The following is a 13,549-nucleotide window of genomic DNA, read 5'->3' on the forward strand; positions in this document are numbered from 1 at the left end:
ACCGTGACCCTCACCGCCCCCACCGCCACCGCCCTCGGCGGCCCGGTCGCCCCCTCGCGGAGCGTGCTCCGGCCGCTGCGCCAGGACGAGATCCGCCTCACCGGCGGCTTCTGGAAGCACTACCAGGACCTCAACTCCTCCGCCGTCATCGAGCACTGCCGCTCGTGGATCGAGCGCGTCGGCTGGGCCGGCAACTTCGACCGCGCGGCCGACGGCTCGATCTCGTCAGCCGAGAGCGGCGACGCGCACGCGGGTATCGAGTTCGTGGACTCCGAGGTCTACAAGCTCCTCGAGGCCATGGCCTGGGAGCTCGGCCGGAGCGACGACGCCGGGCTGCAGGAGCGGTACGACGACCTCGTCGCGCGGGTCGCCTCCGCCCAGGACCCGGACGGGTACCTGCACACGAGCTTCGGCCGGCCCGGCCAGCGCGCGCGCTACTCCGACCTGGAGTGGGGCCACGAGCTGTACAGCTTCGGGCACCTGATCCAGGCCGCCGTGGCGCGGCTCCGCACCGGGCACGACGACCTCCTGCCGCAGGTCGCCCGACGGCTGGCCGACCACGTGCACCGCGAGTTCGGGCCCGAGGGGAGGGTCGCCGTGTGCGGCCACCCCGAGATCGAGCCGGCGCTCGCCGAGCTGGCGCGGGCGACGGGGGAGGAGCGCTACCTCGAGCTGGCCCGCCTCTTCGTGGAGCGCCGCGGGACGGGGACGCTGAAGCCGATCGCGTTCGGCGCCGAGTACTTCCAGGACGACGTGCCCGTGCGCGACGCGGAGGTGCTGCGCGGCCACGCGGTGCGGGCCCTCTACCTCGCCTCCGGGGCTCTCGATGTCGCGGTCGAGACCGGCGACGCCGAGCTGGAGGAGGCGGTCCGCCGCCAGTGGGAGGCGACCGTCGAGCGGCGCACCTACGTCACGGGCGGGATGGGCTCGCACCACCAGGACGAGGCTTTCGGCGCCGACTACGAGCTGCCGCCGGATCGCGCCTACGCCGAGACCTGCGCGGCGATCGGCTCCACGATGCTCAGCTGGCGGCTCCTGCTCGGCTCGAACGAGCACCGCTACGCGGACCTGATGGAGCGGACGCTGCTGAACGCGGTGCTCCCCGCCACCCGCGAGGACGGCCGCGCCTTCTTCTACACGAACACGCTGCAGCAGCGCGTCGACGGAGTGGCACCGGACGAGTCGCGCGAGACCGACCGCGCGCAGTCCAGCCTCCGCGCGCCCTGGTTCTGGGTCTCGTGCTGCCCGACCAACACCGCCCGCACCCTGGCGAGCGTGGAGCTCGGCTTCGCGACCGCCACCGACGACGGGGTGCAGCTCCACCAGTACGGCGCGTACGAGGTGCGCACCGGAGGCGTCGCGCTGCGCGTCGAGACGGAGTACCCGGCCGACGGCGAGATCGTCGTGCGGATCCTCGAGGACGCGGAGTTCGCGCTGACGCTGCGGGTGCCGCCGTTCGCGCGGGGCTCGGCGCTGCTCGACGGCGAGCCGGTCTCGACGCCGACCGTCACCGTCCGCCGGGCGTTCTCCGCCGGCGACACCGTGCGGCTCTCGCTGCCGATGACGGCCCGCTTCGTCGCCCCGCACCCCCGGATCGACGCGGTGCGCGGCCAGGTCGCCCTCGAGCGCGGGCCGTTCGTGCTCGCGATCGAGTCGCTCGACCTGCCCGAGGGCCTGGACACCGAGCACATCGCGGTCGACGCCTCGGTGCCGCCCGTCGTGACGGCGGAGGGAGCGCGCGTGTCCCTCGTGGCGCGCGAGGCGGCTCCCGGTTGGCCCTACGGCTCCGTGCCGGTGGAGGAGGGGCGGCGCTTCGAGGCGGAGTTCCGGCCGTACCACCGCTGGGCGAACCGCGGGCCGTCGACGATGCGGATCTGGACGCCGACGGCCTGACGGGCACCGCTCGCGAGAACGCAGAAGTCGTCGCACTCGAGCGCGAGTGCGACGACTCCTGCGGAGTGGCTGCCGTTGCGGCGCCTCGCTCAGATCCAGCCGCGCTCGCGGGCCTCGATGACCGCGCGCTGGCGGGTGTCGACGTCGAGCTTGCGGAGGATCGACGAGACGTGGTTGCGGACGGTGCCGGAGGAGAGGTGCAGCGCCGCGCCGATCTCGCCGATCGTCTCGCCGCGGGAGCCGGCGCTGAGCACGTCGAGCTCGCGGTCGGTCAGCGGGCTGCGCGTGCTCGCCAGGGCGTCGGCGGCGATCTCCGGATCGACGTAGCGACGTCCGCTCGCGACCTGGCGGATCACCTCGGCGACGTCCTCGACCCGGCGCGACTTCGGCAGGAAGCCGCTGACGCCCGCTCCGAGCGCTCGCCGCAGGACCCCCGGCCGCGCGTGCCGGGTGACGACCACGACCCGCGTCGCCGAGACCCGGCGCAGCCGCTCCGCCGCCTCGATCCCGTCGAGCCCGGGCATCTCGACGTCGAACAGGCACACGTCGGGCTGCAGGCGCAGCGCCTCCGCGACCGCCTGCTCGCCGTCGCGGCACTCGCCCACGATCTCGAGGTCCTCCTCGAGGCGGAGGAGCGCGGCCAGAGCCGTGCGGATCATGTCCTCGTCGTCGGCGATCAGCACCCGGATCACGAGTCGCTCCCCACCGGCAGGCGCGCGTCCAGCTCGAAGGAGAGGCGGACCGCCCCGGCGCGCAGCGTCCCGCCCGCGCGCTCGACCCGCTCCGCCATGCCGAGGACGCCCGAGCCGGTCCCGTCCGCCTCCTCCGCGTCCGGTGCCAGGTCGTTCACCGCCTCGAACCGCCACTCGTCCTGCTCCCGCGCGAGCCGCAGCCGCGCGCTGGAGCCGCCGCCGTGCTTGAGGATGTTCGTCGTCGTCTCGCGGACCACCGGCCCGAGCGTCTCGGCCGGCGCGTGAGCCGCCGCCGGGTCGACCTCGAGCTCGACGCGGAGCCCGGCCGAGCGGAGCAGGTCGGCGGCGTTGGCCAGCTCGTCGACGAGCGGGACGCTGCGGAAGCGCGTCGCGAGCTCGCGGGTGCCGGTGCGGGCGCCGTCGACCGAGCGCTGGGCGGCGCGCAGCTGCTCGAGAGCGGCCTCCGGGTCGCTGCCGAGGAGGCGCTCGGCGAGCTCGAGCTGCAGCGCGATCACCTGGAGGTGGTGCCCCTGGAGGTCGTGCACGTCGCCGGCGAGCAGCAGGCGCTCCTGGGCGGCGGCGAGCCGGCCCTCGGCGGCGCGCGCCCGGTCGAGCTCGCGGACGATGTCCCACCACCACAGCGCGCTGACGACCGTCAGGGGCAGCAGCGTCGCGAACAGCAGGAGGGTCGAGAGCGCGGCCGACGCGTCCGGCGCCGCGCGCGTCTGCTCGAGCACCGCCGCGACCGCGAGGACGATCGTGCAGAGCACCATCACCCGGAGCCGCACCCCGCTCTGCCAGGGCAGCACGGCGACCAGGGTCGCGGCGAGCGAGAGCCCGAGCGCGAGGCTCCCGGCGGCCGTGCCGGTGAGCGCCGCGGCCGCCACTCCGAGGCAGAAGACCAGGGTCGGCGCGGCCCGGAGGCGCACCGGGCCCTCGCGGTCGGCGCGCCGGTACGCGAGCGCGGTCGGCGAGAACACCGCGACCCAGGCGGCCGCGCCCAGGAAGTAGGCGGCCTTCCGCCACTCCTCGGCCTCGGCGCTCAGCACCGCCACGGACCAGACGGCCAGGACGATCACCACGAAGGAGGCGGCTGACGCGAGGGTGTACCACCAGGTCACGGCGACGCCGCGGCCCGCGCGCACGGGCGGATCCGGCTCGGTCGAGTTCACCATGCGGCCCAGGCTACGACCATGACACTTGTCACCCCTCGGGCCGTCGATCCTCCCGGGACGCGGTGACCCGGCGGCACTGCCGCGGCACTCGCGGACACGGTCGGATGGAGGAGTCCCGAGAGCCGGGGCCACGTACCGGAAGGCACGACCATGACGATCATCAGCGACGCGATCCTCGGATTCCAGGACCTGATCGGCCGCGTTCCCGAGCTCGTGCAGCCCCTCGTCGTCGCCGCGGCCGGGGCCGTCCCCTTCATCGAGGGCGAGGGAGCGGCGAGCATCGGGATCATCGGCGGCATCCACCCGGTCGTCGCCGGGCTTGCGGGGGCAATCGGCAACTTCGTCTGCGTGGCGCTGCTCGTGCTGCTGGGCACCGGCGTCCGCTCGGCGATCACGGGCCGCTCGGAGGCGAAGCGGACGACTCCGCGGCGCGAGAAGTTCCAGCGGGCCTTCACCCGTTACGGCGTCCCGGGCGTGAGCCTGCTGGGGCCGCTGCTGCTCCCGACGCACTTCACCGCGGTGATGCTGGCGGGCGCCGGAGTCGGCCGCGGGCGGATCCTGCTCTGGCAGGGCGTCGCGATCGCGCTGTGGACGACGGTGCTCACGGTGATCGTCGGGCTCGCGGTCTCGGGCGCGACGCAGGCGGGCTGAGCGGGCCGGACACGGTCCGGAAGCGTGCGACCCCGGTCGCGTAGAGGCGTTCGCGCCACCGGTCAGTGCCGGATGCGCCGTCCCGGTCCGCCGTCCGGATCCGCCGGGCCGGCGGACTGCAGGTGGGTGTGCAGGCGGATGAGGGTGTCGCGCAGCCGGGTCTTGACGGTGCCGAGCGGGATCGACAGCTCCTCCGCGATCTCGGAGTGGCTGTACCCGCGGACGTAGGCGAGGTAGAGGACGTCGTGGTGGATGGCGGCGAGCTGCCGGATCGCGCCGGCCGCGGGCGCCAGGGCCAGCCGGACGTCCGAGCGCTCCCACTCGTGATCGCGCGGCCGGTCGAGGACCGTGTACTGCAGCTCCCGGCGCCGCGCCGACCGGTCCGCCCGGGCGCGGTCCACGGCACGGCGGTGCGCGACCTGGGCCAGGAAGGCGAGCACGGGACGGCCCGGGTCGAGCGAGCGCGCGGTGCGCCAGAGCTCGAGGTAGACCTCCTGCGCGACCTCCTCGGCGGCGGCGCGGTCGTCGAGCACGGCGTCCGCGACGGAGACGACCCGGCCCGCGGTGAGCGAGTAGAGCTGCCGGAAGGCGGTCCGGTCGCCCGTGCAGACCCGCAGCAGCAGGGCCGCCGACCGCGCAGGGCTGTCCCCGGGCTCACGCCGCTTGCCCGTCATCGTCGACACAGGGCTCAGCCTGGCACCGCGGACGCGCTCCTCCTGGAGTCGCCCCCTGTGAGGTGGCCCCCGTTAGAGGCTCACTTTCACAGGAGTCCGCCGATTCGCGCCGCACGCCCGCCGATGCGCGGCCCCGGTCGCGCGCGGGGCCCGTGCGGCGGCGCCGACGGACTCGACCGCCCGCCCGTCAGGCGGCGACGCGCGCGTTCGACTGCGCGAGGAGCGCGACCGAGCGCAGGCGCGCCTCCGTCTGCAGCGACGCGTGGGCGACGATGACCTCGTCGGCGTCGGCGGAGCGGGCGAAGTCGGCGGTGTAGTCGGCCACCTGGTCGCCGGTGCCGACACCGGTGTAGGTGGTCATGCTCGCGACGTGGGCGCCGATCGGCGCGCTGAGCAGGGCGTCGAGCTCCTCGTCGTCGAATGTCTGGCCGACGGGGATCTGCCCGCTCTGGCGCAGCAGCATCATCAGGCGGGCGCGCTTCATCTGCGCGAACTGCTCCTGCGCGTCCTCCTCGGTGTCGGAGGCGATGGCGTTCATCCCGGCGATCACGTAGGGCGCGTCGAGCTGCTCGGAGGGGCGGAAGCCGCGGCGGTACTCCGCGACGGCCTGGTGCAGCGCGTCCGGAGCGAAGTGCGAGGCGAACGCGTACGGCAGGCCCAGAGCGGCCGCGAGCTGCGCGCCGAAGAGCGAGGAGCCGAGGATGTAGAGGGGGACGCGGGTGCCGGCGCCCGGCGTCGCGCTCACTCCGGGGATGCGGGACTCGCCGGCGAGGAACGCCTGCAGCTCCAGCACGTCCTGCGGGAAGCGCTCGGAGGAGTCGGGGTCGCGGCGGAGCGCGCGGAAGGTCGCCTGGTCGCTGCCGGGGGCGCGGCCGAGTCCGAGGTCGATCCGGCCCGGGTGCAGCGTCTCGAGGGTACCGAACTGCTCGGCGATGGTGAGCGGGGAGTGGTTCGGCAGCATGACGCCGCCGGAGCCGAGGCGGATCGTGGAGGTCTGCGAGGCGACGTGCGCGATGAGCACCGAGGTCGCGCTGGAGGCGATGCTCGCCATGTTGTGGTGCTCGGCGTACCAGACGCGGCGGTAGCCGTTCCGCTCGGCCTCCTGGGCCAGGGCGACGGAGGCGGCGAAGCTGTCGCGAGCGGTCTCACCGGGGGCGATGGGGGCGAGGTCGAGGATGGAGAGGGGAACGCTCATGGTGAGGGCAACGCCCGCGACGGCTCCGGTGTTCCCGTCGCGGGCGCCTTCCTCACGCCTCGGGGATGTCGCGGCCGTACGCCTCCAGCGTCACGGCCTCGGGCTCCGGTCCGCCGCGCACGCCGGCCTCGAGGGCGTCGATGCGGGCGAGCTCCGAGCCGGAGAGCGCGAAGTCGAACACGTCGATGTTCTCGGCGATGCGCTCGGGGCGGGTCGACTTGGGGATGACCTGGCGGCCCTCCTGCAGGTGCCAGCGCAGCATCACCTGCGCGGCCGTCTTCCCGTACTTGGCGCCGAGCTCGAGGAGCACCGGGTCGTCGAAGCTGCGGCGCGGGGAGTCGCGGTAGGCGGTGATGCCGCCGATCGGCGACCAGGCCTGGGTGAGGATGTCGTTCTCGCAGCCGAAGCGCTCGACCCGCCGCTGCTGGAAGTACGGGTGCACCTCGAGCTGGTTCACCGCGGGGACGACGTCGGTCTCGGCGAGCAGGCGGGTGAGGTGCTCGACCATGAAGTTGCTCACGCCGATCGCCCGCACCCTCCCGTCGGCGAGCAGCCGCTCGAGCGCCCGGTAGGCGTCGAGGGTGCGGTCGAAGGCCTCGGGCAGGGCCTGGTGCAGGATCAGCAGGTCGATCCGCTCGACGCCGAGCTTGCCCGCGCTCTTGTCGAAGGCGTGCAGCGTCTCGTCGTAGCCGTAGTCGCTGATCCACACCTTCGTCTCGAGGAAGACGTCGTCGCGGCCGGCGATCGCCTCGCCCACCTCGCGCTCGTTGCCGTAGGCCGCCGCCGTGTCGATGTGCCGGTACCCCGCGTCGAGCGCGGCGGCGACGGCGGCGCGGGTCTCGTCGGGCGGAGTCTGGAAGACGCCGAGTCCGAGGGCGGGGATCTCGACACCGTTGTGGAGAGTGAACGTGTTCATGAGCCCACGCTACGTCCGCAGACGCCGAGTCGCCCGAGAAGCCGCGCGCGACTCCTCAGGCGACCCCGTCGCTCCGGCCCTGCTCAGCCGTCGATCGGCAGCAGGATCCCCTTCACCGTCTCGTTCGTGGCGAGGAACTCCTGCACGGCCGGGTCCTGGAAGGCCTGGACGAGCTTCTTCACGTTCTCGGTGTCGCGGTACTTCGAGCCGATGGTGAGCTGCCCGGCGAAGTCGTCGGGGGCCTGCGGGGCGAAGATCTGCTGCTCGATCGGGATGCCGGCGGCGAGGTAGTACTCGGTGTAGCCGACGGCCGCGTCGAGGTCCGGCAGCGCGCGCGACTGGGCGGCGAAGTCGAGCAGCGTGAACTGCAGGTTCTTCGGGTTCTCGGCGATGTCGTCCTGGGTCGCGGTGCCCGGCTCCGTGCCCGGCTTCAGCGTGATCAGGCCGGCGTTCTGCAGCAGCCAGAGGCCCTGCGCCTCGTTGGCGGGGTCGGAGTAGAGCGAGACCGTGCCGCCGTCGGGGATCTGGGAGACGTCGGAGTACTTGTCGCTCCAGAGCCCGAAGCCCCAGCGGAAGACGGGGGTGGCCGCCTCCTCCTCGAAGTCGGGGTTGGCCTCGAGCACCTGTCCCAGCCAGAGCTTGTGCTGGTACACCGTGGCCGCGACCTCGCCCTCGCTCACCGCGCGGTTGATGGTGTTGCTGTCCGAGAGCCCCTTGAAGGCGACGGTGATGCCGTAGCGCGGCGCCACCTCCTCCGCGACGAAGTCGACCAGGGCCTGCTCGGAGGCGTTGCCCTCGGCGGTCGCGACGTAGAGCGTCGCGCCCTCCTGCTCGTTGGCCGAGACGGCGGGGGAGAGGAGCGGGACGGCGATCGCGGAGGCGACGCCGACCACGACGACGGCCGCTCCGGCGATCCAGGGCCAGCGGCGCTTCTTCGTGAGATCGAATCCGAGGTCGTCGGGAGTGGACATGGCGGTGCCTTTCGAAGAGGGGGCGCGCGGGCGCGCGGGAGGGACGCCCGAGGGCGCAGGAGGAGGAGTGGTGGTTCTAGACGGCGGCCGCGACCCGGGGCGCTCGCCGCGAGCGGGAGGCGCCGGGCGTGGTCGCGCGGACGAGGGCGTCGCCGGTGAGCTGCACGGTCGCGACAGTGGCGACCAGGATCACGATGGTGGCGAGCATGACGGTGGTGTCGAAGCGCTGGTAGCCGTAGGTCACCGCGACGTAGCCGATGCCCCCGGCGCCGATCGTGCCGGCGATCGCCGAGTACTCGATCATCGCGATCGTGTTGATCGTCAGGCCGCCGATGATCTGCGGAACCGCCTCGCTCAGCTGGGCGGTCCGCACCACCTGCAGCCGCGACGCTCCGGAGGCGCGGGCGACGCGGGTGAGCGAGAGCGGCACGCTGCGCAGCGCGTTCTCGACGATGCGGGTGAAGAAGGCGATCCCCGCGATCGACATCGGCACGACGGCCGCCACGATCCCGATGTTGGTGCCGGTGATCAGGCGCGTGAACGGCATGATCGACGCCATCAGGATGAGGAACGGCAGCGAGCGGCCGACGCTGATCACGGCGCTGAGCACCTGGTGGGCGGCCCGGTTCTCGGCCAGGCCGCCCGGAGCGAGGTTGTGCACGAGAGCGCCCAGCGGCACGCCGACCAGCACCACGATCGCCATGACGATGCCGACCATGATCAGCGTCTCGCCGAGCGCCGGCAGCACCAGCGCGGGGATCTGCTCGAGCGGGACCTTGTTGTCGAGGTGGAGGATCACGCCGCCACCTCCTCGGCGAGGACGCGCACGCCGGCGGGCCGGACCGACAGGCCGAGCTCGGCCGCCGCACGGGTGAGCCGCGCCTCGTCGACCGGGCCGAGCCCGATCGTCGCGTGGCCGACCGCCTGCCCGTCCACCGTCTCGATCGCCGCGCCGAGCAGCGAGACGGGGCCGACCGCCTCCGCGAGCCGGGTGACCCAGTCGGTCGGCACTCCGGAGCGGGAGTAGCCCACCACCCATTCGCCCAGACCCGGGCCGGGCGCGACGGAGGGGCGCACCGGGTTGAGGGCGAGGCCGAGCGGGGACGCGGGGTCGCGCAACAGGTCGACGAGGCGCCCCGACTCCACGATGCGGCCGTGGTCGAGGCGGGCGACGGAGTCGGCCACCTGGCGCACCGTCTCCATCTCGTGGGTGATGAAGAGGATCGAGAGGCCCAGGTCGTCGCGCAGCTCCTTCAGGAGCGTGGTGATCGCGGTGGTCGAGGCGGGGTCGAGGCCCGAGGTGGCCTCGTCCGAGAGCAGCACCGAGGGGCGGAGGGCGAGCGCGCGGGCGATGCCGACGCGCTGGCGCTGACCGCCGGAGAGCTGGTGCGGGTAGTAGCGGGCGCGGTCCGAGAGGCCGACGCGCTCGAGCAGCTCCGCGACGCGGCGCTTCGTCTCGGCGGCGGTGACGCCGAGGTACTCCAGCGGCAGGGCCACGTTCTGCTCTGCCGTGCGGCGGCTGAAGAGTCCGTCGGACTGGAAGACGGTGCCGATGCGACGGCGGGCGACGCGCAGCCGCTCCTCCGAGAGCTGCGAGAGCGCCTCCCCGTTGACGACGACCGTGCCCGAGGTGGGCCGCTCCAGGAGGTTCACGCAGGCGGCGAGCGTGCTCTTGCCCGCACCGCTCGGGCCGACGACGGCGAAGATCTCGCCGGTCGCGACCGAGAAGTCGAGGCGGTCGAGCACGGTCGCCGGACCGTACGACTTGCTGAGCTGCTCGAGCCGGATCATCGCGTTCCTTCGGACGGGTCGGGCGGCCGCGGCCTCTCCGCGTCGTCCCGGACACGATGATGGAGCACCGCGGGCCCGCCCGTCCCGGCCCGCGTCGCCCGGCGTAACCCTTCGTCGCCGGGCGTAACAGTGCGCGGGGCGGAGGGGGTCGCTCACGCCGGTCCCGCCGCTGCCGGGCGCGGCAGGGCGCTCCCGCTCAGCTCGCGGCGGCCGCCGCGCGGGGGCTCTCGGCGCTCGCCTCGCGGTCGAAGCGCTCGCGGCTGAAGACCTGGTCGGCGGTCGTCAGGGCGAGGCCGATCACGCCGGCCAGCTCGCCCAGGTCCGACGTGTGGATGGTCAGGTGCCGCGTGGCGAGCGGGTGGGTGCGCAGGTAGACGCGCTCGCGCAGGCCCGACATCAGCACCTCGCCGCAGTCGCCGAGCTGGCCCGAGATCACGATGGTCCGCGGGTTGAGGATGTTGACGAGGTCGGCGACCGCCTCGCCGAGGACGCGGCCGGCCTGGCGCACCGCCTGGGTGGCGCGCATGTCGCCGCGGAGCACGCGGGCCGTGACGTCGGCGACGTGCTTGATCGAGGGGTCGTCGGCCGAGAGGTCGCGGACGAGGGCCCAGCCGCTCGCGTACGCCTCCACGCAGCCGGCGTTGCCGCAGCGGCAGGGCAGCGGATCCGCGTCGACCGTGCCCGTGACCGCGCGGGTGTGGCCGATGTCGCCGGCCGCGCCGACGGCTCCGCGGATCGTCGCTCCGTTGAAGACGAGGCCCGAGCCGATGCCGGTGCCGAGCTTCAGGCTGATCAGGTTGTCGGAGCCGTGGTGGCGCGACTCGGCGAGGGCGCGGGCGTTCGCGTCGTTCTCGATGACGACCTGCACGCCCTCGTACGGCTCGGCGAAGTAGCCGGCGATGTCGAAGTCGTCCCAGCCGGTCATGATCGGCGGGTTGCGCACGCGCCCGGCGGCGAACTCGACCGGCCCCGGGACTCCGACGCCGATGCCGGCGACCGCGTCGCCCTGCTGCAGCCGCTCGAACGCGGCGATCACGAGCGAGAGCACGGCGTCCGGCCCCTCCCAGACGTCGACGACGCCGCTCTCGTGCCGGAGGGGGGTGCCGCGCAGGTCGCAGGCGGCGGCGACGAATCCGCTCGCCCCGATGTCGGCGGTGAGGAACACCGTGCCGACCAGGTTCATCGCGAACATGCTCGAGGGGCGCCCGCCGGTCGACTCGCCGCCGGTGGTGGGGGCGATCAGGCCGAGCTCCACGAGGGTCGCGAGGCGCTGGTTGACGGTGGAGCGGGAGAGCCCCGTCTGCTCCATCACGGCGTTGCGCGAGACCTCGCCCTGCTCGCGGAACAGCGCGAGGACGTCGGCCACGTGCGAACCGGCCTCGCCGGTGGAGTACCCCGTCATCGCTCCCCCTCTTGTCACGGTCAGCGTACATGCCTGCCGACGGAAAACCTGAAGTTCCCCGACTTTCGTATTGCGGTAACGCGAAAGCCCGGGTAGTTTTCACACACCGGCACGCAGTGGTGCCACTGATCCTCAAGGATGACGATGAACCGCACAGCACGCCGCCTCCTCCCGGTTCTCGCACCGGTCGGCGCCCTCGCACTCCTCCTCACCGGCTGCGCCTCGGGTGGCGACACGGCCGCCGGCGGCTCCGGATCGACCAAGGTCGCCGCGGTCATCAAGGGCCTCGACAACCCCTTCTTCCAGGCGATGGAGAACGGCATCGAGGACACCGCGAAGGACGACTCCGTGGACGTCTCGGTGCAGGCCGCCGCCGACATCGGCGACACCACCGGCCAGGCCGACAAGCTCACCACCGTCGCCGGCCAGGACTTCGGCTGCCTCATCGTCAACCCGATCAGCGGCACGAACCTGGTGCAGGCCCTCGCCTCCGCCACCGGCAAGACGATCGTCAACATCGACAGCCCGCTCGACCCCGACGCGGTCGAGGCCGCGAACCTCGACGTGACCACCTACATCGGCACCGACAACGAGGCCGCCGGCGGCAAGGCCGGCGACTTCCTCCTGCAGCAGCTGCCCGCCGGCTCCGAGGTCGCCGTCATCGGCGGAGTCTCGGGAGACGTCACCAGCGCCGCCCGCGTCGACGGCTTCACCGCCGCGATCGGCTCCGACCTCACCGTCGTCCAGGAGGCCGCGGCCGACTGGAAGCGCGAGGTCGCGCTGACCAAGGCGACCGACATCCTCGCCGCCAACCCCGACGTGAAGGCGTTCTTCGCCGCGAACGACGACATGGGCCTCGGCATCGTCAAGGCCGTCGAGAACGCGGGCCTCACCGGCTCCGTCCAGGTGGTCAGCGTCGACGGCAACGAGGACGCGCTGCAGTCGGTGAAGGACGGCGGCCTCACCGCCACCGTCGCCCAGTACCCCTACGCGATCGGCCAGCTCGGCGTGCAGGCGTGCGAGGCCGTCGGCGCCGGCGAGGAGATCCCCGCCGAGATCGAGTCGCCCACCGCACTCGTGACCTCCGAGACCGCGGAGCAGGCCCTCGGCGCCTTCCCCCAGCCGTTCGAGGAGTTCGACAACCCGCTCGCCGCGCTCGTCCCCAGCAAGTAGGACCTCCCGCCCATGGCAACCCAGGAAGCGACCATGACCTCAGTCACCGCCCGACCCCCGGCCAGCGCCTCCCCGCTGCTGGCGAACCTCCGTCAGCTCAGCTTCTGGGCCGAGAACGCCGCACCGATCGGGCTCGTCGCCCTGGTGATCGTGTTCTCGATCGCGACGCCGACGTTCCTCAGCCTCGGCAACATCAAGGCGATGCTCGTCGCCGCCGCGATCCTGGTCATCCTCTCGATCGGCCAGTCCTTCGTCATCACCACCGGCGGCATCGACCTCTCGATCTCGGCGACGATGACCGTCGGAGCGGTCGGCTTCGGCATCGGCTGGAGCGCCGGCTGGGGCTTCTGGCTCTCGGCGCTCGCGGCCCTGCTCTTCGCGGGGCTGATCGGAGTGATCAACGGCTTCCTGATCGCGAAGGGCAAGGTCACCGACTTCATCGCGACACTGGGCACGCTCTCGGTGGCGACCGGCCTCGCGCTGATCGTCTCCGACGGCAAGCCGATCACGGTCGGCAGCCCCGAGCTGCTCCGCCTCACCACCGGCTCTATCGGGATCATCGGCTACCCGATCATCCTGGCCGCGGTCATCGGAGTCGTCGCCTGGGTCGTCATGTTCCGAACCCGCTTCGGCCTGCACGTGCAGGCGGTCGGCGGCAACGAGGAGAGCGCGGTCGCCAACGGCATCAAGGCCGGACGCGTGCGCATCGCGGTGTACATCATCGCCGCCGTCCTCGCCGGAGTCGGCTCGCTCCTCCTCGTCGCCCGCGTCGGCGCCGCGGAGCCGGCCATCAACACGCAGTACCTGCTCAACTCCATCGCGGCCGTCGTGCTCGGCGGAGTGAGCCTCACCGGCGGCAAGGCCAAGATCGTCGGCCCGATCATCGGAGCGTTCCTCCTGACCGCGCTGACCAACGGCCTGACCCTGCTCGGCGTCTCGCAGTTCTACCAGCCCCTCGCCGTCGGCCTGGTGGTCGTGCTCGCCGCCCTCATCACCCGCTACCAGAAGAAGTGAGC

The 13,549-nt window shown here is 73.0% G+C and carries 13 protein-coding genes; 4 read left to right on the plus strand and 9 right to left on the minus strand.

Features of this window, described 5'->3' with window-relative positions; translation table 11 throughout:
• The first annotated feature begins 3 nt into the window (after window positions 1–3).
• On the plus strand, window positions 4–1,893 hold the full coding sequence (locus C5D50_RS04155; RefSeq protein WP_104282813.1) for a glycoside hydrolase family 127 protein: 1,890 nt from the start codon (window positions 4–6) through the stop codon (window positions 1,891–1,893).
• An 89-nt stretch (window positions 1,894–1,982) separates the two neighbouring features.
• On the opposite strand, the gene C5D50_RS04160 is transcribed toward C5D50_RS04155, so the two are convergent.
• The gene (locus C5D50_RS04160) at window positions 1,983–2,585 is read right to left on the minus strand and encodes a response regulator transcription factor (protein ID WP_104222701.1); all 603 of its coding nucleotides are present in this window, start codon (window positions 2,583–2,585) and stop codon (window positions 1,983–1,985) included.
• On the minus strand, window positions 2,582–3,760 hold the full coding sequence (locus tag C5D50_RS04165) for a sensor histidine kinase (RefSeq protein ID WP_104288932.1): 1,179 nt from the start codon (window positions 3,758–3,760) through the stop codon (window positions 2,582–2,584). Before C5D50_RS04165 ends, C5D50_RS04160 begins: the two co-directional genes overlap by 4 nt.
• A gap of 150 nt (window positions 3,761–3,910) precedes the next feature.
• On the opposite strand from C5D50_RS04165, the gene C5D50_RS04170 reads away from it, so the two are divergent.
• Entirely contained in the window at window positions 3,911–4,411 is a 501-nt protein-coding gene (locus C5D50_RS04170; protein ID WP_104225805.1) for a small multidrug efflux protein, read from the plus strand.
• Between the two features lie 62 nt (window positions 4,412–4,473).
• Here C5D50_RS04170 and C5D50_RS04175 read toward each other — a convergent pair whose 3' ends face one another.
• From C5D50_RS04175 to C5D50_RS04205, 7 genes are all read right to left on the minus strand, one after another.
• The gene (locus tag C5D50_RS04175) at window positions 4,474–5,085 is read right to left on the minus strand and encodes a sigma-70 family RNA polymerase sigma factor (RefSeq protein ID WP_258069559.1); all 612 of its coding nucleotides are present in this window, start codon (window positions 5,083–5,085) and stop codon (window positions 4,474–4,476) included.
• Between the two features lie 187 nt (window positions 5,086–5,272).
• Window positions 5,273–6,280 (minus strand): LLM class flavin-dependent oxidoreductase, encoded by a 1,008-nt coding sequence (locus C5D50_RS04180; RefSeq protein WP_104237741.1) that lies wholly within the window; start codon window positions 6,278–6,280, stop codon window positions 5,273–5,275.
• Between the two features lie 52 nt (window positions 6,281–6,332).
• Complete coding sequence (locus C5D50_RS04185; RefSeq protein ID WP_104222706.1) at window positions 6,333–7,196, minus strand: aldo/keto reductase; 864 nt, start codon at window positions 7,194–7,196, stop codon at window positions 6,333–6,335.
• 83 nt (window positions 7,197–7,279) lie between these two features.
• Window positions 7,280–8,167, minus strand: a complete 888-nt coding sequence (locus C5D50_RS04190) for a MetQ/NlpA family ABC transporter substrate-binding protein (protein ID WP_104282816.1) — start codon at window positions 8,165–8,167, stop codon at window positions 7,280–7,282.
• A 76-nt stretch (window positions 8,168–8,243) separates the two neighbouring features.
• Window positions 8,244–8,966, minus strand: coding sequence for a methionine ABC transporter permease (locus tag C5D50_RS04195; protein WP_258069551.1), 723 nt, complete (start codon window positions 8,964–8,966; stop codon window positions 8,244–8,246).
• Window positions 8,963–9,958 (minus strand): methionine ABC transporter ATP-binding protein, encoded by a 996-nt coding sequence (locus C5D50_RS04200; RefSeq protein WP_104222709.1) that lies wholly within the window; start codon window positions 9,956–9,958, stop codon window positions 8,963–8,965. Before C5D50_RS04200 ends, C5D50_RS04195 begins: the two co-directional genes overlap by 4 nt.
• 196 nt (window positions 9,959–10,154) lie before the next feature.
• Entirely contained in the window at window positions 10,155–11,360 is a 1,206-nt protein-coding gene (locus tag C5D50_RS04205) for an ROK family transcriptional regulator (protein ID WP_104225808.1), read from the minus strand.
• Between the two features lie 144 nt (window positions 11,361–11,504).
• On the opposite strand from C5D50_RS04205, the gene C5D50_RS04210 reads away from it, so the two are divergent.
• The gene (locus C5D50_RS04210; RefSeq protein ID WP_104222713.1) at window positions 11,505–12,533 is read left to right on the plus strand and encodes a substrate-binding domain-containing protein; all 1,029 of its coding nucleotides are present in this window, start codon (window positions 11,505–11,507) and stop codon (window positions 12,531–12,533) included.
• Between the two features lie 33 nt (window positions 12,534–12,566).
• Entirely contained in the window at window positions 12,567–13,547 is a 981-nt protein-coding gene (locus tag C5D50_RS04215) for an ABC transporter permease (protein WP_104222714.1), read from the plus strand.
• Window positions 13,548–13,549 lie beyond the last annotated feature (2 nt).

It is taken from the genome of Rathayibacter sp. RFBD1 (assembly GCF_002932915.1).
Lineage (GTDB): Bacteria > Actinomycetota > Actinomycetes > Actinomycetales > Microbacteriaceae > Rathayibacter.

Coding starts and splice junctions, on each gene's coding strand:
- C5D50_RS04165 (WP_104288932.1), bottom strand. CDS start 3,760: ATGGTGAACTCGACCGAGCCGGATCCGCCCGTGCGCGCGGGCCGCGGC.
- C5D50_RS04170 (WP_104225805.1), top strand. CDS start 3,911: ATGACGATCATCAGCGACGCGATCCTCGGATTCCAGGACCTGATCGGC.
- C5D50_RS04175 (WP_258069559.1), bottom strand. CDS start 5,085: ATGACGGGCAAGCGGCGTGAGCCCGGGGACAGCCCTGCGCGGTCGGCG.
- C5D50_RS04180 (WP_104237741.1), bottom strand. CDS start 6,280: ATGAGCGTTCCCCTCTCCATCCTCGACCTCGCCCCCATCGCCCCCGGT.
- C5D50_RS04185 (WP_104222706.1), bottom strand. CDS start 7,196: ATGAACACGTTCACTCTCCACAACGGTGTCGAGATCCCCGCCCTCGGA.
- C5D50_RS04190 (WP_104282816.1), bottom strand. CDS start 8,167: ATGTCCACTCCCGACGACCTCGGATTCGATCTCACGAAGAAGCGCCGC.
- C5D50_RS04200 (WP_104222709.1), bottom strand. CDS start 9,958: ATGATCCGGCTCGAGCAGCTCAGCAAGTCGTACGGTCCGGCGACCGTG.
- C5D50_RS04205 (WP_104225808.1), bottom strand. CDS start 11,360: ATGACGGGGTACTCCACCGGCGAGGCCGGTTCGCACGTGGCCGACGTC.
- C5D50_RS04210 (WP_104222713.1), top strand. CDS start 11,505: ATGAACCGCACAGCACGCCGCCTCCTCCCGGTTCTCGCACCGGTCGGC.
- C5D50_RS04215 (WP_104222714.1), top strand. CDS start 12,567: ATGACCTCAGTCACCGCCCGACCCCCGGCCAGCGCCTCCCCGCTGCTG.